General features: G+C 40.2%; 21 protein-coding genes, 2 tRNA genes and 1 pseudogene. 11 read left to right on the top strand and 13 right to left on the bottom strand.

Annotated features, from left to right (window positions below; genetic code table 11):
• Positions 1-56 precede the first annotated feature (56 nt).
• From KK487_RS06740 to KK487_RS06730, 3 genes are all read right to left on the bottom strand, one after another.
• On the bottom strand, positions 57-1,298 hold the full coding sequence (locus KK487_RS06740) for an amidohydrolase family protein (RefSeq protein ID WP_128583636.1): 1,242 nt from the start codon (positions 1,296-1,298) through the stop codon (positions 57-59).
• 12 nt (positions 1,299-1,310) lie between these two features.
• Complete coding sequence (locus KK487_RS06735; protein ID WP_138764695.1) at positions 1,311-2,693, bottom strand: amidohydrolase; 1,383 nt, start codon at positions 2,691-2,693, stop codon at positions 1,311-1,313.
• A 100-nt stretch (positions 2,694-2,793) separates the two neighbouring features.
• Positions 2,794-3,579, bottom strand: a complete 786-nt coding sequence (locus KK487_RS06730) for a hypothetical protein (protein WP_138764694.1) — start codon at positions 3,577-3,579, stop codon at positions 2,794-2,796.
• 442 nt (positions 3,580-4,021) lie between these two features.
• On the opposite strand from KK487_RS06730, the gene KK487_RS06725 reads away from it, so the two are divergent.
• Positions 4,022-4,384 carry a DUF3718 domain-containing protein gene (locus tag KK487_RS06725; RefSeq protein ID WP_215522084.1) on the top strand — a complete coding sequence of 121 codons (363 nt, stop codon included), beginning with the start codon at positions 4,022-4,024 and terminating at the stop codon, positions 4,382-4,384.
• 97 nt (positions 4,385-4,481) lie between these two features.
• On the opposite strand, the gene KK487_RS06720 is transcribed toward KK487_RS06725, so the two are convergent.
• Positions 4,482-5,174, bottom strand: a complete 693-nt coding sequence (locus KK487_RS06720) for a DUF445 domain-containing protein (protein WP_215522083.1) — start codon at positions 5,172-5,174, stop codon at positions 4,482-4,484.
• A 122-nt stretch (positions 5,175-5,296) separates the two neighbouring features.
• On the opposite strand from KK487_RS06720, the gene KK487_RS06715 reads away from it, so the two are divergent.
• Together KK487_RS06715 and KK487_RS06710 are read left to right on the top strand one after the other, a co-directional pair.
• Positions 5,297-6,166, top strand: a complete 870-nt coding sequence (locus KK487_RS06715; RefSeq protein WP_013464743.1) for a fructosamine kinase family protein — start codon at positions 5,297-5,299, stop codon at positions 6,164-6,166.
• Positions 6,167-6,379: 213 nt separating this feature from the next.
• A complete protein-coding gene (locus KK487_RS06710) occupies positions 6,380-6,583 on the top strand; it encodes a CPXCG motif-containing cysteine-rich protein (protein ID WP_008464077.1) in 204 nt (67 codons plus the stop codon).
• Here the strand turns inward: KK487_RS06710 and KK487_RS06705 are convergent.
• Positions 6,580-7,206 carry a riboflavin synthase gene (locus tag KK487_RS06705; RefSeq protein ID WP_016899871.1) on the bottom strand — a complete coding sequence of 209 codons (627 nt, stop codon included), beginning with the start codon at positions 7,204-7,206 and terminating at the stop codon, positions 6,580-6,582. The two genes, KK487_RS06710 and KK487_RS06705, sit on opposite strands and share 4 nt — an antisense overlap.
• A 192-nt stretch (positions 7,207-7,398) precedes the next feature.
• On the opposite strand from KK487_RS06705, the gene KK487_RS06700 reads away from it, so the two are divergent.
• From KK487_RS06700 to KK487_RS06685, 4 genes are all read left to right on the top strand, one after another.
• Positions 7,399-8,754 carry an MATE family efflux transporter gene (locus KK487_RS06700; protein ID WP_033102521.1) on the top strand — a complete coding sequence of 452 codons (1,356 nt, stop codon included), beginning with the start codon at positions 7,399-7,401 and terminating at the stop codon, positions 8,752-8,754.
• Positions 8,732-9,781, top strand: a complete 1,050-nt coding sequence (locus KK487_RS06695; protein WP_033102522.1) for a DUF3080 family protein — start codon at positions 8,732-8,734, stop codon at positions 9,779-9,781. Before KK487_RS06700 ends, KK487_RS06695 begins: the two co-directional genes overlap by 23 nt.
• Positions 9,782-9,893: 112 nt before the next feature.
• Positions 9,894-9,970: transfer RNA gene (locus KK487_RS06690), tRNA-Val, on the top strand.
• 250 nt (positions 9,971-10,220) lie between these two features.
• Positions 10,221-10,297 (top strand) — tRNA-Val (locus tag KK487_RS06685).
• A gap of 443 nt (positions 10,298-10,740) precedes the next feature.
• Here the strand turns inward: KK487_RS06685 and KK487_RS06680 are convergent.
• A pseudogene (locus tag KK487_RS06680) lies at positions 10,741-11,237 on the bottom strand (REP-associated tyrosine transposase).
• 530 nt (positions 11,238-11,767) lie between these two features.
• Here KK487_RS06680 and KK487_RS06675 point away from each other — a divergent pair.
• Positions 11,768-12,541, top strand: a complete 774-nt coding sequence (locus KK487_RS06675; RefSeq protein ID WP_033102523.1) for a transporter substrate-binding domain-containing protein — start codon at positions 11,768-11,770, stop codon at positions 12,539-12,541.
• 36 nt (positions 12,542-12,577) lie between these two features.
• On the opposite strand, the gene KK487_RS06670 is transcribed toward KK487_RS06675, so the two are convergent.
• Positions 12,578-13,501, bottom strand: coding sequence for a V-type ATP synthase subunit I domain-containing protein (locus KK487_RS06670; RefSeq protein WP_016899868.1), 924 nt, complete (start codon positions 13,499-13,501; stop codon positions 12,578-12,580).
• 196 nt (positions 13,502-13,697) lie between these two features.
• Between KK487_RS06670 and KK487_RS06665 the strand changes: the two genes are divergently transcribed.
• Positions 13,698-14,597, top strand: coding sequence for a substrate-binding periplasmic protein (locus tag KK487_RS06665; protein ID WP_033102524.1), 900 nt, complete (start codon positions 13,698-13,700; stop codon positions 14,595-14,597).
• Positions 14,598-14,644: 47 nt separating this feature from the next.
• On the opposite strand, the gene KK487_RS06660 is transcribed toward KK487_RS06665, so the two are convergent.
• From KK487_RS06660 to KK487_RS06635, 6 genes are all read right to left on the bottom strand, one after another.
• Entirely contained in the window at positions 14,645-15,940 is a 1,296-nt protein-coding gene (locus KK487_RS06660; protein ID WP_215522082.1) for a sensor domain-containing diguanylate cyclase, read from the bottom strand.
• A 220-nt stretch (positions 15,941-16,160) separates the two neighbouring features.
• Positions 16,161-17,336, bottom strand: a complete 1,176-nt coding sequence (prpF, locus tag KK487_RS06655; protein ID WP_215522081.1) for a 2-methylaconitate cis-trans isomerase PrpF — start codon at positions 17,334-17,336, stop codon at positions 16,161-16,163.
• A 12-nt stretch (positions 17,337-17,348) separates the two neighbouring features.
• A complete protein-coding gene (gene acnD / locus KK487_RS06650) occupies positions 17,349-19,958 on the bottom strand; it encodes a Fe/S-dependent 2-methylisocitrate dehydratase AcnD (protein WP_024601687.1) in 2,610 nt (869 codons plus the stop codon).
• Between the two features lie 91 nt (positions 19,959-20,049).
• Positions 20,050-21,177: a bifunctional 2-methylcitrate synthase/citrate synthase gene (gene prpC, locus KK487_RS06645; protein ID WP_215522080.1), complete on the bottom strand. Its 1,128-nt coding sequence runs from the start codon at positions 21,175-21,177 to the stop codon at positions 20,050-20,052.
• A gap of 25 nt (positions 21,178-21,202) precedes the next feature.
• Positions 21,203-22,081: a methylisocitrate lyase gene (prpB, locus tag KK487_RS06640; protein WP_013464731.1), complete on the bottom strand. Its 879-nt coding sequence runs from the start codon at positions 22,079-22,081 to the stop codon at positions 21,203-21,205.
• A 336-nt stretch (positions 22,082-22,417) separates the two neighbouring features.
• On the bottom strand, positions 22,418-23,134 hold the full coding sequence (locus KK487_RS06635; protein WP_215522079.1) for a GntR family transcriptional regulator: 717 nt from the start codon (positions 23,132-23,134) through the stop codon (positions 22,418-22,420).
• A gap of 263 nt (positions 23,135-23,397) precedes the next feature.
• Between KK487_RS06635 and rsmF the strand changes: the two genes are divergently transcribed.
• Entirely contained in the window at positions 23,398-24,837 is a 1,440-nt protein-coding gene (gene rsmF / locus KK487_RS06630) for a 16S rRNA (cytosine(1407)-C(5))-methyltransferase RsmF (RefSeq protein WP_090492864.1), read from the top strand.
• Between the two features lie 715 nt (positions 24,838-25,552).
• Positions 25,553-25,924 (top strand): GxxExxY protein, encoded by a 372-nt coding sequence (locus KK487_RS06625; protein ID WP_016900092.1) that lies wholly within the window; start codon positions 25,553-25,555, stop codon positions 25,922-25,924.
• Positions 25,925-26,203: the final 279 nt, after the last annotated feature.

Below are 26,203 nucleotides of genomic sequence, written 5' to 3'. Positions count from 1 at the left end.
AAAAGGCATTCGTAAAAAAGGCCGCTAATGCGGCCTTTATATTCAACTAAACAAGTTTATTTAGTGTATGCACGTGGCATGTTTGATTCTGTTGTATAGCGCTCACGCAGTTTATCTTGGCGAGATTCAGTACTTACCTCAACCCCATTAATAAACATTTTATTTACGTGGCTGCTCAGCTCAAACGGGTCATTACTCCACATTACAACATCAGCGGCTTTACCCACTTCTAAGCTACCAGCATTAATACCAAATACATCAGCCACATTTGAAGTCATCGCTTTTAATGCGCCTTGCTGGCTCATACCGTAAGACACTGCATTACCGGCATCATAGCGGAGCTGGTAAACATTATGACTGGCATCGCCACCCACAGTTAAAAGTACTTTAACACCTGCTTTTTCTAGTATGCCGGCATTATTTAGGCTTGCATGTAATGAATCAAAACTGCCTGGTAAGTTATCCATTGCACTGATGATCACAGGAATACCCGCTTTTGCGATACGATCTTTAACTACAACGGCATCTTGCGCACCATTAAGAACAATATTTACCCCAAACTGCTGTTTCACTTTTATAAGTTCAACAATATCCGATGCACGCGACACACTAATTAGTAATGGCATATCGCCTTTTAGTACTTTAGCCATTATTTTATCTTCAGCACTTGGCTTAGCATCGTCTTTTTTAGCTTCTTTGCTTGCTTTAGTTTGGTGATCATCTAACTTATTGATCAGTGTTTGCAACGTAAATGCACGAGAGCCTTTGCTACGCTCACCCAAATGAACCACTAATGCCGCTTGCTTTTTGTTTACGCTTTCAAAGCTACCACTTAAATCCACCACACTGGCAAGGCCCGCAAAAATACTGTCACCACCGTATGGAGTGATTAAGTCACGAGTAACACCGCCTTTACGTGCATAAGGGATTAGGCTTGAACGAGGGTTAAATGCCAAGCTTGCATCAAAATCAATACCTGCTTTTTCCTCTCCTGCATCGCGAGAGCCTGCAACCGCACCTACTTCAACTAAACCAAGTTGATTTACAGTGGCAATAAAACCAGGGGTCACGATTTGACCTTTGGCATCAATAATTTTATCTGCTTTAACATCGCTAGGATTGATTGCAGTAATTTTGCCATCATTCATTACGATGCTGGCAGACTCTAATACGCCTTGATCTGATGATGTATGTAAAGTTGCATTAATAATAGCAAGAGATTGAGCGCTCACCGCACCCGATGCTAGTAACCCTGCAGCAACCAGAGAAAGCGAAAACGAACGTGATAATTTTTTCATTCTGGGTGCTCCTTATTGTTGACCTAACATAAAATCACTTTGTGCTTGGAATGCGCTATCGTTTCTATCGTAAACTTTTGCGCCATCAACAAACACTTGCTCTGCTTTTGCGTAAACGCTAAATGGGCTTTGATTCCAAATAACCACATCAGCTTGTTTACCTGCTTCAAGTGAGCCTGTTTTATCTTCAATGCCGAGTGATTTAGCGGCATTAGCCGTGATCCACTTAATTGCATGCTGCTCAGAAATATCAAAACCATTTTGGTTTGCACTGTACATTACTTTTGCGGCTTCTTGATTTAAGCGCTGAATCGTCGTGTCTGAGTCTGAATGCACAACGGCACATGAGTTTTTAACTGCATCAACAATCGCTACGTTCTCTTGTACCATATCGTAGGCTTCCATTTTAAAGCCCCACCAGTCTGGCCAAAGTGCTGCACACGAGCCATTTTCAGCCAGTAAATCTGCGATTTTATAGGCTTCAATACCGTGATGGAATGTACCCGCATGGTAATTAAACTCTTTAGAAAGGTCGATCATCATCGCCATTTCTTCAGCTTTATAACAGTGATTGTGAATACGAACCTCACCTTCTAAAACACCGCGTAATGTATCGTATTTAATATCGCGATGTGGAGCTTCTGGGTTTTTACCCGCAGCGTAATCAGCATCGTATTTGTCCCAAGCACGCTTGTACTCTTGCGCACCAATCCAAGCTGTGCGATAGCCTGCCATATTACCCATACGTGTCATCGGTAATTCACCTTTACGGCCATAAACGCGTTTAGGGTTTTCACCACACGCCATTTTTAAACCGTATGGTGCATCAGGAAACTTCATCCCTTGCATGGTGTGAGCCGGTACATTTTTAAGGGTAACGCCACGTCCACCAAATAAATTAGCTGAACCTGGTAAAATTTGTAACGAGGTAATACCGCCTTCACGTGCGCGATTAAAGCCTGGATCTTGTGGCCAAATTGAATGCTCAACCCATACTTCTGCTGTATTTGGGCTAGTCATTTCGTTGCCATCTTGGTGAGACTCAACCGACGGATTTGGATAAGCACCTAAATGAGAGTGAACATCAATAATACCTGGTGTTACCCATTTGCCTTGCGCATCGATAGTGGTGTTTGCGTTAGCGGTTAAATCTTTACCAACTTGCTGTACTTTACCATCAACAAGTAATACATCGGCTTCATCTAAACGCTCACCCGTGCCCGTTAATACAGTGGCATTGGTAATTAATGTGCTTGATGTAGCAACGGGTTGATAAGTACTTGGGTATGGGTTTTTATTAATGGTTACTTTTGCATCTTGCGGGCCGCTTTCTTGGCAACCAACAAGAGCCGCTGCTAAACCAACAGCTAACAATGAGGGAGCAAATTTTTGCATGTTTTTAGGTTCTCCTGTTTTTTTACTACTTTAGCGAAAGCAAACGCATAAAGCTAAAAAAACAGGTGAAAAGGCGGTTATTTAAGGTGAGTTTCTGTAATTATTTTTTTATATAATTGTTATAAAGCTTATCCAGTGCCCCTTCTGTGGTGAGCGATGGATCTTTACTAATAAAGTGTTTAACCGTTCGGGTTACAAAATCCGAATTTTGCTTATGTAATTTTGAAAAATCTTTAATTAATGTATTACCATCTTTTGCGGCGGTGACTTTATCATGACGATGCCTGTATTGGCTCAATGCCTTATTAAAATCGCCTTGATAATCCTCGACTAAAATTTTATAAAAGTCACTTTTTTGCACCTTCAATACATTAATGCAATAGTTAAGCGCTTCTTTAAAGTCTGTAAATATGCTGCCTTCTACATCAAACTCTTTGGTTTTTTCACGCACCGTGACACGCGCTTCTTCAGTGGCATAACTAAAACCTGTAAATGCAAGGCGCTCTGACGCTTCTTTACCGAGTTTCATGCCCGCTTGAATGCTGTGCGCAAATTCATCGCTCATGTCGCCAAGCTCGCTTTCTTCCCACATGTTGTACACACGTAAGGGCTTGGCGTATTTATTTGATAGTTTCTTTTTAAGCTTACTAAAACGCTCATCAATGGTCATTAAGCGTTCATTATGAAGTAATGCATGGCATTCATAACAAGCCGCAATAGCAACAAAATCCGCTTCTTCGCCTAAATCAATAATACTTTGTAACATGTGCAATGGTGGGCAATGATCGCGCTCTGTTGCCTCACAGCCGCAATAAAAACATTGGTTAAAATGCTGTTGCTCACACGCATAAGCTTGCTGGTAGTAACTGGCTAACGTTTTATTCACAATTGCGCTCCAAAAATATAAAATGCCACAAATTTAGGGCGCGATAATAACAGTCTGAAAAAATATTTCAGTATGAAAACGCTAAAGTGTGTCAAAAATAAATTACTTAACCTGAACTTTGGTTAAGAGATTTACTAACATATTGAATTATATTAATAATTTAGTTCGTTTTCTCCAGCCAGAAATTTACAGTGAAAACAAGGCGAATTTTCGCGTCAATAGCGGGCCTATTGCAAGTAAATTCAACGCAGTTAGCGCTGAAAATAGCTGCTTGAGATAGATTTATTATCCATAGTTCAGGTTACTTATGAACAACTTTTCATACACCTACAAAATTGCATAATTTATATACACATCTTCTTACAGCTTGCCCCATTCAGTTAAAACATTCTGGCTACATTAAACAGCACTTAAGTTGCAAATAAACAAAGAGGCAAATACTATGATTTCTTTCAAAGCAACACTATATTCAACTGTATTATTGGGCGCAGCAACATTAACAGCGCCTGTAATGGCAACCACTTTTGTTGCCGCTGATTCATCACCCGGTACACAAGTTTGCATGGCCGTTGCATCTAACAAACAACTGACACTGCACAAAACAATTAAAGAGCTCCATACCAACAAGCATGTAATTGGCAAAAAATTACGCTGCAATGATTTATCAATGAATGATTTTGTAGCGCTTTATGATTTAGACAAATCTGCACGCTTTTTCAATATTGAGGCTACCACCAGCACATCAATAAGGGATTTGGCAAAGGTAAATAAGCCGATGGTGGTTATTATGGCGGGATCTAAATAACCCAAATTATAACTAGGAAATCGGTTTTAATACGTTCAATTTACGCGAATCAAACACGTTAAGCAGGGCTTAGTACCTGCTTAACGTGTATTTATTATTAAATAAGCGCTGCCAACAAACCAAACAAGCCACCAAATACCCCACCCCATACAACGAGCCAGCCTAAGTGTTCGCGGATCATAGTTTGAATTATTTCTTTTACCATTTTAGGGGTGAGTTCATCTAAGCGTTCATCCACTAATTTGAGTACTGTATTATGTAAACTTTCCGCGTTATTGCCTTGAGTAAGCATATCGCTTAGTAGCATTTTAAAATCGTCGGTGCCGCTTATTTGCACCAGTGATAATTGCATTTTTTCGATAAATTTTTCTCGCATTGGCTCTACCGCCTCTGTACCGCCAAACATTGCCAGCATGCTGCCAAATTGTGATTGCTCTATCACCACTAACAAATTATCGAAAGCGGGATTTAAATCTACCTTTTCAATTACCGATTCAAAGTCTATCGTTGGCTGCGCCTTGCTTAGAAGCTTGTCTATTTTATGCTCAGAAAAGAACTCCGTAAGTATTAAATTTCTTATAGCTACTTTAAAGCTTTCAAACTTGAGCGCAATCACCCCCGAACCATATAAAAACGGGACTTTTTCAAATAGCATATGAATAGCGAGTAAGTTTGTAACCGCACCAGAGAGTGCAAATAAGCCCACCGAAAGTACAATGGTTTGATCAAATACAAAACCAATAACAACACAACACGCTGCCAATAAGTTAGTGATAAAACTTTTATTCATTTTTATTCCGTTTCAGTGATTTCTATCAGAAATTGATAGTCTTAATTTTACACCGATTAATTTGTTTATTTAATCCCTTTTTGCCATAGTTTATTTATAGGTTTAAAAGGTGAGCAATTGTTATGTGGAAAACAATCAATCAACAGATCAGCCAAGCTATCCATTACGATTTTAAACACACCCATAAACGTCAGTTGCAAAACACATCAACCGATAAGCTTTTCCATATAAGTGATGGCAAGCACAATTATTTAGTTAAAATTGCGCAAAAGAATGAGCTCGATCGCTTTGAAGCACAAGCACAGGGCTTAAAACAACTCACTCAAAACAGTATATTTATGGTGCCCGACTGTATTACAACTGGCGCCAATATAGAATATGCGTTTATTGTATTAGAGTGGCTTACACTTGATGACCTTCCCCACACGCATTGGTCAACGATGGGTGAACACCTTGCCATGTTACATCAAAAACACGAGCAAGCGATGTTTGGTTTTGATACAGACAATTATTTAAGCTCTACGCCTCAACCAAATCAATGGCATAAAAAATGGGATGTATTTTTTGCAGAAGAACGTATTGGTTGGCAATTACAGCTATTAGCTGAAAAAGACATTGTGCTGGCAGACCCCGAACAACTGATAAATTTAGTAAAAGAGCAACTGCATAATCATCATGTTTTGCCCTCATTATTACATGGCGACTTTTGGCGCGGAAACATGGGATTTGTAAATAATATTCCGACCCTATTTGACCCTGCCTGCTATTACGGTGATCGAGAGGTCGATATTGCTATGAGTGAATTTTTTGCTCCATTACCCGATGAATTTTATAGCGCCTATGATCATCATTATCCACTCTCTCAGAACTACCAACATCGTAAGCTTATTTATCAGCTTTACCCTATTTTGAACCATGCCAATATTTATGCAGGCCATTACCTAAATCAGGCAAAAGAACACGTTGAAAAACTACTAAACTTAAATAAATGAGTAAACAAAATATAAGCACTATACTTATACTTGAACTCTACAAAATAAATCTATTCAAGCGTTATTTTTAGGGCTAATTGCATTGAATTTATTTGTAATAAATCACTGTTGATAGCTCAATATGAGTAAATCATTTAGTCAGAGTTCAAGCTACTTAGTATTAAGCCGTTATGTGCTATCTAGGTAAAATAACTTAATTTTTAAGGGGGTGTTATGAAAGACTTTTTATCACAACGTATCGCCTGCCCACATTGTGGACACCATATTCATTTAGACCTTGATGCCAGTATGGGCGACCAAGACTACTATGAAGAATGCAGTGCTTGCTGTAATCTAATTCACTTAAATATGCATATAGACTATGCACGTAATAAGTTAGAGTTACACGTGGACAGCGATGACGAACAAATATTTTAGCTATGTTGGCGCATGTAGTTTTCGACGGTGTTTATAATAGTGTATGTTTGCTGATCAACTTCTATATTAAATTCATCACCTACAACAGCTGCACCTAAATTAGTAATATCGAGTGTTTCTGGTATTAAGTGTAACCAAAAGCCATGCTCATCAATATTGCCAACCGTTAAACTGGCGCCATTAATAGATACAAACCCTTTGTATAACACATATCTTTGCCATTTTTTTGGAAGGCTAAGCTGTATTTTGTAGTTATTTTCTAGTTTAACTATTTGCACTATTTTGGCAGTACAATGAATATGACCAGAGACTATGTGCCCACCCAGCTCAGTACCAAACGACACCGAACGCTCGTAATTGACTAAACTACCCAATTCCAGTTGTCCAAGGTTAGTAAGCTGCAAAGTTTCGTCAATAACATCAAAATGCACTTGAGCCACCACATCTTGATTACTAAGCTCTACTTTAACTACCGTTAAGCAGCAACCATTTATAGCGATGCTAGCACCTAAGTCTAAATGCTTTACGTATTGCTCATTAACAGAAACGACTAAACGTAATACACCCTGCGTATGGGTTCTAGAGACTACTGTTGCTTGAGTTTGAATAATACCGGTAAACATAAAAATCGCTTCTCTTTCTAACAAAGTGCTAGTTTAACGTATCAATCGCTAAAATAATTCACTTAATAGCACTTTTATTCGCAACAAAAGTAAGCTTATGCAGCAATTTAATAGATTCGCTGATTGTCTACATAGATAGAGCAATCACAATAGATTACAATGCGCCCATGTTTTTCTGAATAGCTGTTTTTTATGACTTTTTGTAGTTGGGAAGCTAAACGTTTACTTTCCCTCGCCTTTCCCGTTTTTTTAGCACAAGTGACCTTAGTATTAATGTCAGTGGTTGATACCATTATGGCCGGACAAGTGAGTCCAACCGATCTCGCTGCCCTCTCAATTGCTACAGGAATATGGAACCCAATTTTATTAGCAATACAAGGTATTCTATTAGCCCTAACGGGAGTCATTGCTCAATTTGCGGGTGCTAAAGATCGCAACGGCATTAGCCATTATTTTCAGCAAGCGCTTTATTTAACGCTCCTTTTGAGTATTGCAGGTTTTTGTGCTGCCCAGCTTGCCAATACCGTTATTTTACAGCTTGATACTAGCCCGGCGATTGCGGGACTTGCTTTTGATTACATTCATTTTGTTAAATGGGGTGTATTTGGTTTTTTAATTTTTACCGTGTATAGAAATATGACCGAAGGTATGGGGATGACCAAGCCTGCGTTTTATATCAGCCTACTCGGACTTGCGGTAAATATCCCACTCAATTATATTTTTATTAAGGGCTTATTTGGTCTACCCGCATTTGGGGGCGCTGGCTGTGGTATTGCCACCGCACTGGTATTTACTGTAATGGCTATTGCGCAAGTTACTTATTGCCAGCTGAGTAAAAAAATAGATGCCAAAGGCTTATTAACTGGCTTTGAAAAACCCAATTTTAAAACCATTGGTATTATTACCAAACTCGGTATTCCTATTTCACTCGCTACTTTTTTTGAAGTGACCTTGTTTGCCTGTATTCCCCTGTTTATTGCGCATTTGGGTGCGGTGGCTGTGTCTGGCCATCAAATTGCAGCCAGTGTGACTGCACTATTATTTATGATGCCTCTGAGCCTCTCAATTGCCATTAGCATACGAATTGGTAATTTATTTGGGCAAAATCATTTAGATCAATTAAAAGTAGCAGTATCAACAAGTTATATTATGGCGGCTATGGTTGCGTTGTTTATCGCTTTTATTACATTTATAGGGCGTGATGTGATCAGCCAATTATATAGCGATAGCCCTGCGGTACTTGCGCTTGCTTCATCAATTATGATTTTAGCCTGTATTTACCAACTTCCTGATGCATTACAAGTAGCTGCAAACGGTATTTTACGTGGTTTAAAACACACAGCGCCGATTTCGTATATCACTTTTATTTCTTATTGGTTAATCGGCTTTAGTTTAGGCTACGTATTAGCAAGAACAGACATAATAGTGCCAGCAATGGGCCCTCATGGTTTTTGGATAGGTATTATCGTTGGCTTATCAGTTGCAGCTATACTACTGATGCTGACCGTTCATAGGCGATTTAAACGTGAACCATTTATTCTCTCTTAAACAATCAATCTATACCAAACTGCCGCTTAATTGGTTATTGGCGGCATGTTGTATGGTGCTTTTGGGCTGCTCAGAGCAGCCCAGTGAGGCAAATAAAACCTATTTGTCTCGCTTGAGTAATACCTTACAAACGCCTGAGCCACACACAAAGCCACTGCAACAATTAGCCTTAGTAAAGCCAGTTGAAGCGTTGCAACCTGCGATTAAAATTGGCATAACTGAACTAGCTGGTATTAGCCAATGTAAACTTAACGTTCTGATAAGCGAGCATAATAATCAATTAGGCAAAACAGCCACCGCTGCTAGTAAATTGAAGTACCAAATAGATTTTATTCAAAGCGCGCAAAACTGTTTAAACACCTTAGATAAACAAAGCAACGTTCACAGTAAAATTACAGCGGCAAAAAACCAAAAACAAACTCAACTCACTCATTATTTTAATAATGTTTTATATAGTGAACCTGAACTGAGCAGCACTTGGCAGCTAACTGGCCAAGAACTCAGCACCCAACCGGCTGGGTTTAGTGACACGGTTGAGGCGCTTAAAAAGCTAACGACCATTAAACACCAAATAGAAACTAAAGGGAGTATGGCAATAAACAGCGATGATATTTTGTCAGCGCTTGAACCGCTCAACAGATACAAATTTGACCAACAGCTTATTCAAGCTGCGCGAGAACAAATTAGCTTAAATCATACAGCAACCCAGTTTGTAAATTCATTAGTAGTAGAAGATATCTGCCCTAAAGGGAAAAACAAGCAGCAGGCTAAAATTGTCAGTAATATATTTAATAAATATTATTTAAAACAAATACAGCCTTATCAAGCACAGCTGAGCGGGTATTTAGAAACATTGCAGCCGCTTTATATGCAGCTATGGTTTAATCAAGCAGTGAGTAGTGAAGCGGTAAATGCCCTACTTGACCCAAATTCTAACAACTTACTCTCTCAGCTAAAAGCGTCAGCAAAAGAGCATGTTATCTGGTGGCAAAAATTTTATAAAACGTGCGAAATCAGTCCAATATGAATAAAAAAACGGCAAATAAACTTAAAAACCATAAACATGCTTGATTCACCACTCATCACGCTATATATTAGCGACCGTTGTTAAGCAATTAACAATTTTTAAATACAGAAGTACGACTGTAGCTCAGTTGGTTAGAGCACTACCTTGACATGGTAGGGGTCGGTGGTTCGAATCCACTCAGTCGTACCAAATTTTTAAAGATTTAATTAAAGTACGTTGAAAGAAAAAGCACTACCTACTCTTGATCACCCGGTCCAGAAGTCGGTGGTTCGAATCCACTCAGTCGTACCAAAATGAGTAAATGCTGTATTTAAAGTACGATAAAGGAAAAAGCACTACCTACTCTTGCTCACCCGATCCAGAGGTCTGTGGTTCGAATCCACTCAGTCGTACCAAAATGAGTAAATGCTGTATTTAAAGTTTAAGAATTTCATATTGTACGACTGTAGCTCAGTTGGTTAGAGCACTACCTTGACATGGTAGGGGTCGGTGGTTCGAATCCACTCAGTCGTACCAATTCAAAAAAACACCTCAAGAAAAAGCACTACCTACTCTTAATCACCCGCTCCAAGGGTCAATGCTCCAAATCCACTCAGTCGTACCAATTCAAAAAACACCTCAAGAAAAAGCACTACCTACTCTTAATCACCCGCTCCAAAGGTCGGTGGTTCGAATCCACTCAGTCGTACCAATTCAAAAAGAACGTAGGTCGGTTAAGTGGCGAAGCCGCGCCACCCGACATTAGGTTGCATTCCAACACCAAACGCCATCCAACATAAAGCAAAGCCTGAACCGGTAATGACCAATACCAACATCGTCGGATGGCGCCTCTGAATTATCCAACATCGTCGGATGACGCCTCTGAATTATCCAACAGCGTCGGATGACGCTTCCGGCTTATCCGACCTACGTTCATTATTGTTAACGTATGTGAAACACCCGACATAAAATATATTATATTATTCCCCACACCAATTACGGCTGTACATTCCTGATGCGACCGCTTTATGAAAGCTTGAATAAGGCCAATCAACTACCCGTTCAACCAAACCATGTTTAAGCGGATTAAAATGAACATAATTTACATGGTGCCAATAATCACGTTCATCAACAATGGTATGCTCCCAAAAACGGCGTTGCCAAATTCCTCGTTCATTTTTATTAATGCGTGCGAGTGATACATGTTCGTTTTTAGGCAAGCCTTTAGAAAAACGTTTTTTAATTTCGCGCCAACGGCCAGAATAATCGCTATCACCTTTGGGTAAAGTTAACACTGCATGCATATGATCAGGCAACACCACCCACGCATCAATATAAAATGGTTTATGCATTTTACCCAGCGCACAGCCCCACGCAATAAATCAATATGCTCAACCAATAATGACTCTTTACGATCCTGCAAATTAACCGTAAAAAAATACGTTCCTCCCGGTTGATAATTTCTACGATATCTCACAAAAAATCTCCTTATAATAAACGGCTAATACCTCTGGGTTATTCAATACCTTAGGATAACGCCTTTGAATTATCCAACATCTTCTGATGGCGCCTCTGGCTTATCCAACATCGTCGGATGACGCCTTCGAATTATCCAACATCGTCGGATGACGCCTTCGAATTATCCAACATCGCCGGATGGCGCCTCCGAATTATCCAACATCGTCGGATGACGCCTCCGAATTATCCAACATCGTCGGATGGCGCCTCTGACTTATCCAACCTACGTTAATTATTAAGGACGTAGGTCAGTTAAGTGGCGAAGCCGCGCCACCCGACATTGGGGAAACACCCGCCATCAAGCAACGCCAACATCAAAAAGCTCCAAAAAAGCGCACACGCTCTAAACTTCCTTAATAAATATTAGGTAACATCCATTTAATCACGTTGCAAAGTCAGAATTTATTGCTTGAAAATTAATACTATGTTAACAAGTAGGCTATCTTATAAGATGAAATATCAGAAAGTATTCTAGGAAAGGATTTACCTGTGAAGTCTGCCGCACTCATTACATTACTATTGCTATTTATTTTTGCTGGGCAAGTTCAAGCTAAAACCCTAGTCAAAGTGGGTGGCTATGAATTTCCTCCCTACATAGAGATTGTTGACGGCCGTGCTTCAGGCCTTACCGTAGAGCTAATTAGCGAACTCAATAAAATACAATCTGACTATCATTTTGAGCTTGTGCTCACCACACCTATTCGGCGCTTTAAAGATTATCAGCAAGGTTTGTTCGATGCGGTATTTTTTGAAGATCCAAACTGGGGGTGGCTGCAAGGCAACCATATAATCAGTAACTCCCCTGTGATAGCAACAGACAGCGAAGTATTTATTGCTTTAAAGCAATTTGCAAAGTCACAAGCTTGGTTTGATAACTTAGACGATAAAACCCTCATTGGGATTTTAGGCTATCACTATCAGCTAGCAAACTTTGAAAACAATCCATCAATACTTGAAAACGAATATAAAATGACGTTACTGAGCAGTCATAAAAAAAGTATTGAATTAGTATTAAAAAAACGCAGCGATATGGCGATTGTTACCCGTTCTTACTTAAATCAATACCTGAATAAATACCCAGAAAGTAAAAAAAAGCTGCTTATCTCTGAACGCGTCGCGCAAACCTATAAACACCAATTATTAATTCGCCCTACACACCAACTTAATGTAAACACACTTTATAAAATAGTAAAAAAAACACTTGCACAAAATACCCTAGCAACCAAATTAAAGATACTTAGCCTACAACAACATGATATTTAGTGGTGCTGCTTTAATACTAATAACATTACTAATAACTTAATGGCAATAACTAGAAAATTTGCTATTTTCATCGTGTGTCGCAAACTCAACCAGCGTCATCAATAAATCACTGTGTTTATGGGTAAAGCCAGTACTAGAAAGGCGTTTTTCTAAATAGGACGTAAAGTTTTTTCGTTGCAGGTGTTGGCTATGTAATTTTATTAACAGCTCTGACTGCTTTTGGTTAATTAACCGCGTCTCGTAAATCGGGTCTTCATCTGGCCAATTTTCTACAGGCGAGCCCTTTTGCTTAAACACAAAATCACTAAGTGAACGCTCGATTTGATTATAATCGTGCTCCCCTAGCAGTTTTTCTATTTCCTTTAATAAGCTTGAGTACAAAACACGCGGGAAAAGCTTGTAAAAATCATGATTTTTAAAGGGCTCTCCTTGTGGAGTTTGCTGCCAATTTTCAAAACTTGCTCGCAAAGCCTGAACTAATATACGTCCTACATAATGGCTTTTTTGGAATGAGACACCTTGCGATTCTAGCCTTGAAAGTACGTGATTTAAACGTTGCTTTAAGCTACGTACTTCTAGCTGCAATTCGCTTTTTTCTGTCTCTAATAATTGTATTTCTTGAGCACTGGTTGTTATTTTTTGCTCTAGTTTATTTATTTTAACTTGCGCGCCATAAAACAAATCACGGGTATCATTAAGCTCAGCCATAACACTGGCATTTTTTAATTTAATACTCGAATTACCCTCAATAGCATAAGTAGTAAGCTGTTTGCTCTGAGAGAGCGCTTTATTTAAAGTACTTTCTAACTTACTCTCAATAACTTGCCCAGACTTACTGCCTTTAAGTAAAGAATGTAAGGTTGAAGAAATATGCTTTTGGTACCAATTTTGGATCTGCTTACACTGCACATCAGATAAATTAGCAAATGGATTGTCTTCACTTATTGGCTTGTTAGCCATAAAAATTCCCTCTAGTAAAAAGACTTTTTGTTGTTATGTCGTATTAAAGTGAAATTACCTACCTTTGCATGTTAATAGCTATCGCTTTTTAAGGCTATATTTAATTGTTTGTATACTAGAAGAACCTCACTATTTAAGTTGTTTATTCCAAATAACGCACTAAACTTAAAATTAAAGATAAAAATGCATTATCCTTATGAGAATATTTTTAATCGCTGCCTTAGTACTATCATTTTTCACTTACGCACAACCTGCGCCAGTAACCTATACGGTCGACAATAAAAATATCACACTTCCCGGAGAGAAATACAAAAGCGGCTATGGCTATAATTTAAAAGCCGATACAGTTCTTCGCTTAGTTACACTTAATTGGCCCCCTTATATAGACGATCACTTATGCAATAAGGGCTGGCTATATCAACTTACAGTAAGCATGTTAGTAAAACGCGGCTATGGTGTACATATAGAGTTTTACCCTTGGGCGCGTGCCGTTCGTGAAGCTGAATTAGGTAAAGCTGATATTTTATTTCCTGAGTATTTTATTAGTGACGATGTAATGTCAGAAAACATTTTAACCAAAACACGTAATCAGTTATTGGCGTTATCTGAGCCCATTCCTGGTGGCGACTTATCATTTGTAGCACTTAGAGATCACAGCATAAATTACGATGGCAGTATTGAGTCTGTAAAAAACAGGGTTATGGGGGTGGTACGTTCATATAAAAATAGTAAAGAATTAGATGAACTTATTGAACAAGGCGAAATAAAAACCATCGTTGCTAACAGTGAGTATCAGCTTATTCATTTGCTTTTAAATGGTCGGGTTGAGCTTATTGTTGCCGACTTAGAAGTGCTAAAAGCCAGTATTTATAAATCACTATTATCAGCTAGAGAAAAAAAGAGGATGCTTAGTGCGCTAGTTGCATTAACGCCAAGCATAGAATACAAAGCCCTGTATTATGAAATCAGTAAAAGTACGCCTAATTGGCAATTTATCTTAGATGATATCAACGCAGAAATAGCGAATATGCGTGCAAATAATGAATTTGAGCGCTTTATAAAAAATAAAAAACAGCAGTGTTATAACCTCGATTAAGCCGTAGGCAGCTAAATTTGAGCGTGCCTGTTTTCAGTTATATCTACTCATAGTCTAAGGCTTTGGTTAAACACCACCGTTTGGTTCCGTCCGGTTGTTTTTGCATTATAAAGTGCGGTATCGGCATTTCTTAATAATCCCTGCAGCGAACACGACTCAGAAGTCAAACTTGATACACCACTGCTTATTGTATAACTCACCTGCCCGCCACTTGATAACTGCACTGGGTTATCTTTTAAATGATCTTGCAACTTTGCTAAGGTTTTAACAACGGTACTGACACATTTGGTAGGCGAAACAATGCAAAACTCTTCTCCTCCTAAACGCGCTATAATATCATCACTGTCACAAAATGATTTAAACGTAGCAGCTATGCTTTGCAACACACTATCTCCGCCTTCGTGGCCAAATTGATCGTTAATGCGCTTAAAGTAGTCTATATCTATCATCGTAAGGGTTAAGTGCTGGCTGTCTTTAATACACTCATCAAGTGCAAGTTTAGCTGTTTCCATAAACCCTCTTCGGTTGAGCAAATTAGTAAGCGGATCTTTAATGGTTAAATCTTTTAGTTGTGCTTGATACTGCTTCATTTTTGTAATATCGCGCTCAATCGCTGCATAGTAAGCCACCTCACCTAACGCATTTTTTAATGGAAAAATATTCATATCAATCCAGTAAGGCTCACCTGATTTTTTATAATTTAGAATTTGCTCAGATACTTGCTGTTTATTTTCTAGCGCATGCCTAATTTTATCGCGTGTGGCTTGTTGAGTTTTAGCGCCTTGTAAAATGCGCGGCGTTTTACCTCTAACTTCATCTAAATGATAACCCGTTACTTTAGTAAACGATTGGTTTGCATAAACAATTTTAGGGCCATCATTAGTAATAGGGCTTGCCTCGGTAACTAAAATAACGTCGCTGGCTAATTCAACAATTTCTTTAAATGGAATAGCTTGTTTTTGATGAGTAATATCGATAAAAGTGACGACTATTTCAGCAATGTTGTTCTGCTTGTCAAACTCTGGATAAGCGTTACATAGCACCCATGTAATTTCGTCGCTTGAGCTATCACATATACCTATTTCAAGATTCATCAATGGTTTTTGGGTTTTAATAACAACACTAACAGGATACTGAGAATTCTGCAGTGGTTGACGAAATTCATCCAGTAATTTCCATTTACTATCAAACGAGTCGCGCCCTAACGCTTGCTCTTTTGTTAAACGTAAAATATTTAAAGCCGCAGGATTTGCATACAAAATTCCTGTGTCTGGTGAATGCACCACCACACCGGTTTGTAAGTTTTGTATTAACCTTTCTGCATTTAGCCTTGATAAATCCATTAATGCACTCCGTACAAACTGTATTGAAAAAATACACGGGCTAGTGTTCATTTTAATATAAGTGAATATTTGCCGACATAACAGAAAAAATGTTGCTGTTTATTGAGCACCCCTCAACAAAGTACATTTTACAACCTACTGAATTGCTAAATAAAAAAGCCGCAAACTAAGTTAAGTTCGCGGCTTATTATTTTACTATAGTAAGTATTTTGGGTGCTAGTTAGTCATAATCAAATGGCGCTCTTACCCAGCCTTCCATTAATACACGTGCGCTGCGGCTCATACTCGCTTTAGTCACTTGCCATTGGCCATTTGTAACAACCGCCTCGGCACCTACTTTAAGTGTGCCCGATGGGTGACCAAAGTTAACCTCGTTAATAGCACCGCCACCAGCGGCCAAATTAACTAATGTTCCGTCAATTGCGGCTGCTGTGCCAATAGCGACAGCGGCTGTGCCCATCATCGCATGGTGTAACTTACCCATTGACATTGCACGTACTAACAAATCTATATCGCTTGCATTAACCTGCTTACCACTTGATGATTTGTAATTAAGCGGTGCAGCCACAAACGCCACTTTAGGTGTGTGTTGGCGTGCTTGCGCTTCATTAATAGTACTAATTAGTCCCATTTTTACCGCGCCATAGGCACGAATGGTTTCAAGCTTAGTGAGTGCGGCTTCATCAGCGTTTATATCATCTTGTAGCTCAGTACCGGTATAACCAATATCGCGGGCATTTACAAAAATAGTAGGGATACCTGCGTTGATCATAGTTGCTTTTAATGTCCCCACACCTGGTACTTCTAAATCATCAACCACATTGCCTGTTGGAAATAGCGCACCATCACCATCAGCAGGGTCAATAAATTCAAGCTTTACTTCAGCGGCAGGAAACGTCACACCATCTAACTCAAAGTCACCGGTTTCTTGTACTTGAGCGTTGGTCATGGGTACATGCACTAAAATACTTTTTTTAATGTTCGCCTGCCATACGCGCACAATAGCAATACCATTATCCGGTACGCGAGATTTATCAACTAAACCATTGCTGATGGCAAACGCGCCCACAGCAGAGGTTAAGTTTCCGCAGTTACCACTCCAATCAACAAACGCTTTATCAATGGCGACTTGACCAAATAAATAATCAACATCGTGATCGGGCTGTTCACTCTTACTCAAAATAACCGTTTTACTGGTACTTGAGGTTGCTCCGCCCATGCCGTCGGTTTGTTTACCGTAAGCATCTGGGCTACCAATAACGCGCAATAATAAGCTATCGCGCGCCGCACCTGCCACTTGGGCAGGTGCGGGTAAATCGGTTAAATTAAAAAAAACCCCTTTACTCGTGCCACCACGCATATAGGTCGCAGGCACTTTAATTTGTGGTTTAAACATAAACGTGTGTCCTTATGATGCTTGCGTGGCTTCTAAAAAGTCTTGCGCAAAGCGTTGTAACACACCGCCTGCCGCATAAATAGAGAGCTCTTCTTGCGTATCTAGTCGACATTTCATGGGTACGTTTAATACCTCGCCATTTTTACGCGTAATAACAAGCTCTAGGGTTGCACCTGGTGTTGGTTCGCCCTTCACGTCGTAGCTTTCGCTACCATCTAGGTTAAGTGTTTTACGCGTTGTGCCTGGTTTAAATTCAAGCGGCAATACGCCCATACCAATTAAGTTAGTACGGTGAATACGTTCAAACCCTTCGGCTGCAATAACCTGAACACCAGCAAGCCTAACGCCTTTTGCTGCCCAATCGCGCGAAGAGCCTTGGCCGTAATCAGCGCCTGCCACAATAATGAGTGGCTGTTTACGCTGCATGTAGGTTTCGATTGCTTCCCACATACGCGTGTTTTCACCTTCTGGCTCTATGCGTGCATATGAGCCTTGCTTCACTTCTCCGTTTTCATCTAATACCATTTCGTTCAATAGTTTAGGGTTTGCAAATGTAGCTCGTTGTGCGGTTAAGTGATCGCCTCGGTGAGTGGCGTATGAGTTAAAGTCTTCTTCTGGTACGTTCATTTTAGTTAAGTATTCACCTGCTGCGCTGCTGGCCATAATTGCATTAGAAGGTGATAAGTGATCGGTTGTAATGTTATCGCCAAGTACTGCTAACGCGCGCATACCTGTCATACTGCGCTCACCTGCCAATGCTCCTTCCCAGTAAGGTGGGCGGCGAATATACGTACTCTCTGGGCGCCAATCGTATAATGGGTCGTTATCTTCGCCGTAATCAACGGTTAAGTTAAACATTGGCTCGTATACTTTTCTAAACTGCTCTGGTTTTACGCTTTGTTTGATAACCGCATCTATTTCTTCATCAGATGGCCATAAATCTTTTAAGGTTACATCGTTACCTTGTTGATCTTTACCGAGTATATCTTTTTCTATATCAAAGCGAATGGTGCCCGCAATTGCATAAGCAACTACTAAAGGTGGTGACGCTAAAAACGCTTGCTTTGCATACGGATGAATTCGGCCATCAAAATTTCGGTTACCCGAAAGCACAGCCGTTGCATATAGGTCGCGATCAATCACTTCTTGTTGAATTTTAGGGTCCAACGCACCACTCATGCCGTTACAGGTAGTACAGGCAAAACCCACAATACCAAAACCAAGTTGCTCTAGTTCAGTGAGTAAGTTTGCATCTTCAAGGTACGATTGCACTGCTTTAGAGCCCGGTGCCAGGGATGTTTTAACCCACGGTTTACGCATTAAGCCTTTAGCGTTTGCATTTCGCGCTAATAAGCCTGCAGCAATTACATTGCGCGGGTTACTGGTATTAGTACAGCTGGTAATAGCGGCGATAATACAGGCGCCATCTGGCATTAAGCCTTCTTCGTTCTCAACAACACCCGAAATACCTTGCGCAGCTAGATCGCTGGTAGATACACGACGATGCGGATTTGAAGGCCCTGCAATGTTGCGCCCTACGCTTGATAAATCAAACTTGAGTACGCGATCGTATTGAGCAGTTTTTAAGCTATCACTCCATAAACCTGCTGTTTTAGCGTAGTTTTCTACCAGGGCAATTTGATCTTCATCACGGCCTGTTAAACGCAAGTAATCAATAGTTTTATCGTCAATGTAGAACATAGCAGCGGTGGCGCCAAATTCTGGGGTCATGTTCGAAATGGTCGCTCTATCACCCAGGGTTAGTGCATCGGCCCCTTCACCGTAAAACTCAAGGTAAGTCGATACCACACGTTGCTCACGTAAAAATTCGGTAATCGCCAGTACAATATCGGTTGCAGTTATGCCAGGCTGGCGTTTACCGGTAAGCTCTACGCCCACTATATCTGGTAAACGAATATATGATGCGCGCCCAAGCATTACGCTTTCGGCTTCAAGGCCACCTACGCCGACAGCAATAACACCTAATGCATCAACATGCGGGGTATGGCTGTCGGTACCTACTAAGGTATCTGGGAAGGCAATGCCATCGCGGTTTTGAATCACCGGCGACATTTTTTCAAGGTTAATTTGATGCATGATGCCATTACCCGGTGGGATCACATCAATATTTTTAAACGCTGTTTTGGTCCAGTTTATAAAATGAAAACGGTCATCGTTGCGTCTATCTTCAATGGCGCGGTTTTTTTCAAATGCATCGGGATCAAAACCTGCGTGCTCAACAGCTAATGAATGATCCACAATCAGTTGAGTCGGTACAACCGGATTTACTTTTGCAGGATCGCCGCCTTTTGCAGCAATAGCATCACGCAGGCCCGCTAAATCAACCAGTGCGGTTTGGCCTAAAATGTCATGACATACAACGCGTGCCGGATACCATGGAAAATCTAAGTCTTGTTTACGCTCAATTATTTGGCTAAGCGCATCGGTTAGCATATCGGGCTCACAGCGACGCACTAAGTTTTCGGCAAATACACGCGAACTGTAAGGTAGTGTAGCGTATGCGCCTGGCTTAATGGCATCGACGGCGGCTTGGGTATCGTAGTAATCAACATTTGAGCCTGGTAAAGGCTTACGGTATTGGGTGTTATTAATAATGGTCATAATAAATTCGCTAATTTGGTGACGGAGGAGAGTACGCTAAAGCGCTATAAACAATAAAAGGTGAGCTAGGCTCACCTTAAACGCTAACTAATTAGCCTCTTGATTCGATTGGCGTGTAGCTACGCGCATCTGGCCCGGTGTAATCAGCACTTGGGCGAATAATACGGTTATTTGCACGTTGCTCTTTTACGTGAGCAGTCCAACCAGTTACGCGGCTCATTACGAAGATAGGCGTAAATAACTTAGTGGGAATACCCATAAAGTGGTACGCCGATGCATGGAAGAAATCGGCATTACAGAATAATTTCTTTTCACGCCACATAACTTCTTCACAGCGAACTGATACTGGGTAAAGCACATCATCACCCACTTCTGCGGCTAATTTTTCAGACCATTTTTTAATAATTACATTACGCGGATCCGACTCACGGTAAATAGCGTGGCCAAAGCCCATAATTTTATCTTTACGCTCAAGCATCCCCATTAGCGCGTCTTCAGCTTGATCGGCGCTGGTAAAGCTTTCAATCATATCCATGGCGGCTTCGTTGGCACCACCATGAAGTGGACCACGTAAGGTACCAATTGCGCCAGTTACACATGAGTGAATATCAGAAAGCGTTGATGCACACACGCGACCGGTAAAGGTAGAGGCATTAAACTCATGCTCTGCGTACAAAATTAGCGATACATTCATTACTTGTGCAAATAATTCACTTGGCGCTTTATCGTGTAATAGCGTTAAAAAGTGTGCGCCTACTGAATCGTCATCAGTTTGGGTTTCAATACGAACACCGTCATGAGTAAAACGATACCAGTAACAAATAATACTTGGGAAAATTGCCACCATACGGTCAATCGCATCGTTTGCTTCGCTAAAGTCATTTTCCATTTCAAGGTTACCTAGCATAGAACACCCTGTGCGCATTACATCCATTGGATGTGCCTCTTTTGGAATGTTCTCAAGCACTGTTTTTAGCGCCTCTGGTAAACCGCGTAAACTTTTAAGTTTAGCTTTGTACTCTGCCAGTTCGCTTGATGTTGGTAGCTCGCCGCGAGAAAGTAAAAACGACACTTCTTCAAACTGCGCTTTTTCAGCCAGTTCGCTAATGTCGTAACCACAGTAAGTTAAACCTGAGCCTGTTTGCCCTACTGTACATAATGCGGTTTGTCCTGCTACTTGGCCACGTAAGCCTGCGCCACCTAATGCTTTATCTACCATGATGTGTCTCCTGTTGAAATTTTTATTATTTGTCAGATTTTGCTGAAAAAAGGTTATCTAGCGTGTTTTCGTACGAGTGATAATCTAAAAAGTCGTAAAGCTCTGCACGCGTTTGCATGTTTTCAATTTGGCTTTGTTGCGACCCTTCATTCAAAATTGCTGAATACACGTTAAGTGCGGCTTTGTTCATTGCTCTAAATGCACTTAATGGGTAAAGCACCATTTCTACGCCCACATCGCTTAATTGCTCTTTGGTGTAAATTGGGGTTTGGCCAAACTCAGTAATATTGGCCAAAATAGGCACATTAATCGCCTTAGTAAATGCTTGATAATCAGCAAGATCATGAACCGCTTCTGCAAAAATCGCATCGGCACCGGCTTCAACACAAGCTGCTGCACGGTCTATCGCCGCATTTAAGCCTTCTTTTTGAAACGCATCGGTACGCGCCATAATGTAAAAATCGCTATCGGTTTTAGCATCAACCGCTGCTTTAATACGGTCTACCATTTCAGCTTGGGTAACTATTTCTTTATTAGGGCGATGGCCACAACGCTTTTGCGCCACTTGATCTTCAATATGAAAACCGGCTGCACCTGCTTTAGTCATTTCTTTAACGGTACGGGCAATATTAAACGCCCCACCCCAACCTGTATCGGCATCAACTAACAAAGGTAAATCGCTAGCACCGGTAATACGGCGAATATCTTCAAGCACGTTATCAAGGCTGGTCATCCCTAGATCTGGCATACCAAATGAGGCATTAGCCACACCCGCACCCGATAAATAAATAGCCTGATGGCCCATTTTTTCAGCCATCATCGCGGTGTACGCGTTAATAGTACCTACCACTTGTAGCGGGTGGTTATTTGCAATTGCCTGTTTAAATTTTAATCCTGCTGACATTACCTTCTCCTAACTTTGAACGGGGCTGCTCTTTGGCAACTTAGTATTTTTTAATATTGTGACATATGTATTAGGGTCTATTGACCTTTCAAAATTTAATTTGCAGCAGCCTGTTTGGTATTTAGGCAAGGCAGAGCCTATGTAGTGTGGTTATTCCACATAAATAGGCGATAACGCAGCATCAATACTAAACAGGCGCTGCCCTTCGGGTTCTGCCTAGGAGCGATTTACTCTTTGTTGCTCGGTTTTTACTTAGCCCACTAGGTTACAAACCTCGCGCCGTGATTAAACCGCTCCTAGTTTGAACAAATTATAATCCGCAAAGATCAACAGACCCTAGTTAACCATTTCATTTTGAGTGGCTTGTACTGATTGTTGATATCCATCAAATTTTGTTTGTATATTTGCCTGTGATGCACTGATATGGCGCTTCATTAGCATTTCGGCCAGCTCACCATCATGATTTTCTATGGCGTTAATAATGGCTAAGTGTTCGTCAAACGCTTTCGATACCCGCGGCCCAACCATGCCCATTTGTACACGGTACATTCTTATTAACTGGTACAGGTCGTGGCATAACAAATGTATTAAGTGTGCGTTTTTACTGCCTTTGATTATTCTGTAATGAAAGTCTAGGTCGCCTGCTTCTTGATAGTACGACTCACCTTCTTTAACACGCTGAGTTTGCAAATGCTGATTAAGTAATTGTTTCAAGCCTTGTACTTCATCTGGTTCCATATTGTCGGCAGCTAACCTACATGCAAGTCCCTCAAGGGCACTGCGCACTTGATACACCTCAATTAAACGCTCTGCGGTTAATGCCACAACACGGCAACCTATATTGGCTTTGCGCTCAACTAAATAACAACTTTCTAAACGGTTTAATGCCTCTCTAAGCGTTGCACGGCTCACACCATAACGCTTTGCAAGTTCCGGCTCAGATATTTTACTGCCTTGTGCAATGCTGCCCTCTACAATTTCGCGGCGCATATCTACAAACACTTTATCGGAAGCGGTTGTGATAGATGTTTCATTTAACAAGTGCTGTGTCATAAAGTATTTTTATATTGTCGACAATTTATGCTCTAACTATGTGCTTATTATTTATACCTGTCAACCCTAGAACCACTTAAACTGAGTGAAAAACCACCACATTGTCGACATTATTAGCCGAAAGTATAATAAAAAATGTATTTAAGCTGTTTTACTCAACAAGATGTCGACACCTTTTAAGGGTTACTATTTCGTTTTTAACACTGAAAAAAATCGTTAAAAATGCTATTATCCTGCTTTATTTTGACTGTATGAGCCAAATCGTGGACGCAAACACTTACATCCCTGAGCCATTTATTAACGACGTAAAAACCTATTTACCCGAGCACCTAAACTTAGATGACTTTTTAAGTGCGTGTCGTCGTCCACTGCGTAAATCTGTTCGCGTTAATACATTAAAAATGAGTGTTGAAGAGTTTAAGCAACAAGCGGCTAAAAAAAATTGGCAACTTACCGCTATTCCTTGGTGCGACGAAGGTTTTTGGTTAGAGCGCCCAAACGATGAAGAGCAAAACCTAGCGCTGGGCAATACCGATTTACACTTAAGCGGGGCTATTTACGTGCAAGAGGCAAGCTCAATGTTGCCGCCAATGGCACTAAAGCAAAGCCTTAAAACCAGTAACACAGTGCTCGATATGGCCTCGGCACCGGGCTCTAAAACCTCACAACTTGCCGCGTTAATGAACAATCAAGGCGTGCTTGTGGCCAATGAGCTGTCGTCATCACGTTTAAAAGTACTCAGTGCCACGCTAAAGCGTATGGGTGTAGGTAACTGTGCGCTATCGCATTTTGATGGTGTGGTATTTGGCAATTACATGTTTGAATGCTTCGACAGCATTTTACTTGATGCGCCCTGCTCTGGCGAAGGCACGGTACGTAAAGATAGTGACGCGCTAAAAAATTGGTCTATCGAGTCAAATATTACCATTGCCCAAGTACAAAAAGATCTGATTAAAAGTGCATTTTACGCACTTAAACCTGGCGGCACATTGGTGTATTCAACCTGTACATTAACCCCTCTCGAAAACCAGCAAGTGTGTGATGCATTGCTAGAAGAATTTGGCGAATACATTACGCCAGAGCCTTTAAATGACCTTTTCCCTGGCGCTGAAAAAGCCACTACAGACGAGGGTTACTTACATGTTTGGCCGCAAACCTTTGACAGCGAAGGCTTTTTTATTGCCAAATTTAAAAAGCACAGCAGCTGCGAAAACCAAAACATTAAAGTGAAAAAAGGGGCATTCCCGTTTAACCAATTTGACAGTAAACAGCAAGATGAGTTTATGAGCTCTCTCAAAAAGCAATTTGGTTTAACAAGCCTGCCAGGTACGTTAAAACAACGCGACAAAGAGCTTTGGCTGTTTCCTGATGAATTTGAAGCAATACAAAATAAAATAAAATATGCGCGATTAGGCATACAAGTAGGCGTTATTCATAAAAATGGCGTACGCCTAACGCACGAATTTGCCACCGTATTTGGTAAGCAGTGTAAAAGTAATGTACTGGTATTAACCAATGAACAGGCTAACGATTACTTTAATGGTAAAGATATACGCCTAGAAGAGGTAACCAAATCCAGCGGCGAGGTGATCCTAACTTTATGTGGTTGCCCTATTGGCTTAGGGAAATGGCAAAAAAATAAAGTTAAAAACTCTTTACCACGAGATTTAGTACAAAATACGCAGTTAATAAACTGGGCGTAAATTCTAATAAAGGTGTGTATAACAAATGTAACTCACTGTAATTACTGCAGTATAAAAAATGAACAAAAATGTGTATTTTTAGCACTTTTGACTATACTTAAATAACTTTCTTCTTCTCCCTAAGAATCTGAAAGTGTCTTTAGTTAGCGCAGGGCTCAAATACGAGCCCCTCTATAACCCAGAGTTCTTATAGCTCTGGGTCTTTTTTTGTCTAGGCGAAAGTTAACGGGCTGCGAGAGTCAGGTGACGAGCTTAATCCAGAAACTTGCCCTAGCATTACAATTAGATCTTTAAGAGAAATTATGCACAAAGAGGTTATGAGACGCTACGCTTTTAGAGGATGACACTTAAAAATCAGAAGCTGTACTTCTCACGCGGGCAAGCTCAGCGTCTATAAGTTATGAGCTCTACCTAAGATCTGTTTGATCTTCTCATTTGCTCCTCATTCGCTTCTCTCAGTTCAATTAGGTCTTAGTAAATTATTCATATAAAGGATGAAAAGGCTCTGCGATTTAGAGGACGTGACAAATACAGAATATTTTAATTAATAACTAGGCCTAGTATTTAATGTTTTCTCATACAATTTTCTATGTGAGGTAAGCTTTGCATTGTTGAGTAAAGGATAAATTACTTTACTAAACTATAATCAGTTTAAATCAATACAAGTAGAAATAAAAAATCTAACTCTTAAAGTTACCATTGAATAAGGATAATCATGCACATTGACGAGTTAACACAAACAGTAATTGGCTGCGCAATAGAGGTACACAAAACTTTAGGCCCTGGCTTATTGGAGTCAAGCTATGAATCTTGTTTAATGTATGAGTTATCTCAGGCTGGGTTATTTATTAAAAATCAAGTTGAACTACCAATAATTTACAAGGAACAATATATTGCAACAGGTTATAAATTGGATATTTTATTACCAAATGAATTAATAATTGAACTGAAGGCCGTTGATAAACTACAACCTATTCACTCAGCGCAGTTGATTACATATATGAAGCTATCAAATATAAATACGGGCTTACTAATTAACTTTAATACACTAAAGTTGGTTGATAGTATCAAGCGCTTTAATTTATGATTTTTCAATCAACTTGATAGTTAATATTCTCTTAAGTGAAGATGCACAAAGAGGACTAAGAGACGCTGCGCTTTTAGAGGTAGTGACAAAATAATTAGTACTTAGGTTAGTGGCTTTGGTTTCTCATTTACTACTCATTCCCTTCTCTCAGTGCAATAAGATCTTTAAGAAAATTATGCACAAAGAGGGCTAAGAGACGCTGCGCTTTTAGAGGTAGTGACAAAATAATTAGTACTTAGGTTAATGGCTTTGGTTTCTCATTTACTTCTCATTCGCTTC

The sequence above is a fragment of the Pseudoalteromonas sp. SiA1 genome, assembly GCF_018732205.1.
GTDB lineage: Bacteria > Pseudomonadota > Gammaproteobacteria > Enterobacterales > Alteromonadaceae > Pseudoalteromonas > Pseudoalteromonas tetraodonis.
This window is presented reverse-complemented; position numbering and strand designations above follow the sequence as displayed.

Bases quoted from the DNA above. Each gene is read 5' to 3' on its own strand.
- KK487_RS06665 (WP_033102524.1), top strand. From the start codon at position 13,698: ATGAGAATATTTTTAATCGCTGCCTTAGTACTATCATTTTTCACTTAC.
- KK487_RS06705 (WP_016899871.1), bottom strand. From the start codon at position 7,206: ATGTTTACCGGTATTATTCAAACTCAAGCAACAGTAGTCTCTAGAACC.
- KK487_RS06700 (WP_033102521.1), top strand. From the start codon at position 7,399: ATGACTTTTTGTAGTTGGGAAGCTAAACGTTTACTTTCCCTCGCCTTT.
- KK487_RS06740 (WP_128583636.1), bottom strand. From the start codon at position 1,298: ATGAAAAAATTATCACGTTCGTTTTCGCTTTCTCTGGTTGCTGCAGGG.
- KK487_RS06635 (WP_215522079.1), bottom strand. From the start codon at position 23,134: ATGACACAGCACTTGTTAAATGAAACATCTATCACAACCGCTTCCGAT.
- prpF (WP_215522081.1), bottom strand. From the start codon at position 17,336: ATGTTTAAACCACAAATTAAAGTGCCTGCGACCTATATGCGTGGTGGC.
- KK487_RS06660 (WP_215522082.1), bottom strand. From the start codon at position 15,940: ATGGATTTATCAAGGCTAAATGCAGAAAGGTTAATACAAAACTTACAA.
- prpC (WP_215522080.1), bottom strand. From the start codon at position 21,177: ATGGTAGATAAAGCATTAGGTGGCGCAGGCTTACGTGGCCAAGTAGCA.
- prpB (WP_013464731.1), bottom strand. From the start codon at position 22,081: ATGTCAGCAGGATTAAAATTTAAACAGGCAATTGCAAATAACCACCCG.
- KK487_RS06715 (WP_013464743.1), top strand. From the start codon at position 5,297: ATGTGGAAAACAATCAATCAACAGATCAGCCAAGCTATCCATTACGAT.
- KK487_RS06670 (WP_016899868.1), bottom strand. From the start codon at position 13,501: ATGGCTAACAAGCCAATAAGTGAAGACAATCCATTTGCTAATTTATCT.
- KK487_RS06625 (WP_016900092.1), top strand. From the start codon at position 25,553: ATGCACATTGACGAGTTAACACAAACAGTAATTGGCTGCGCAATAGAG.
- KK487_RS06710 (WP_008464077.1), top strand. From the start codon at position 6,380: ATGAAAGACTTTTTATCACAACGTATCGCCTGCCCACATTGTGGACAC.
- KK487_RS06725 (WP_215522084.1), top strand. From the start codon at position 4,022: ATGATTTCTTTCAAAGCAACACTATATTCAACTGTATTATTGGGCGCA.
- KK487_RS06735 (WP_138764695.1), bottom strand. From the start codon at position 2,693: ATGCAAAAATTTGCTCCCTCATTGTTAGCTGTTGGTTTAGCAGCGGCT.
- KK487_RS06720 (WP_215522083.1), bottom strand. From the start codon at position 5,174: ATGAATAAAAGTTTTATCACTAACTTATTGGCAGCGTGTTGTGTTGTT.
- acnD (WP_024601687.1), bottom strand. From the start codon at position 19,958: ATGACCATTATTAATAACACCCAATACCGTAAGCCTTTACCAGGCTCA.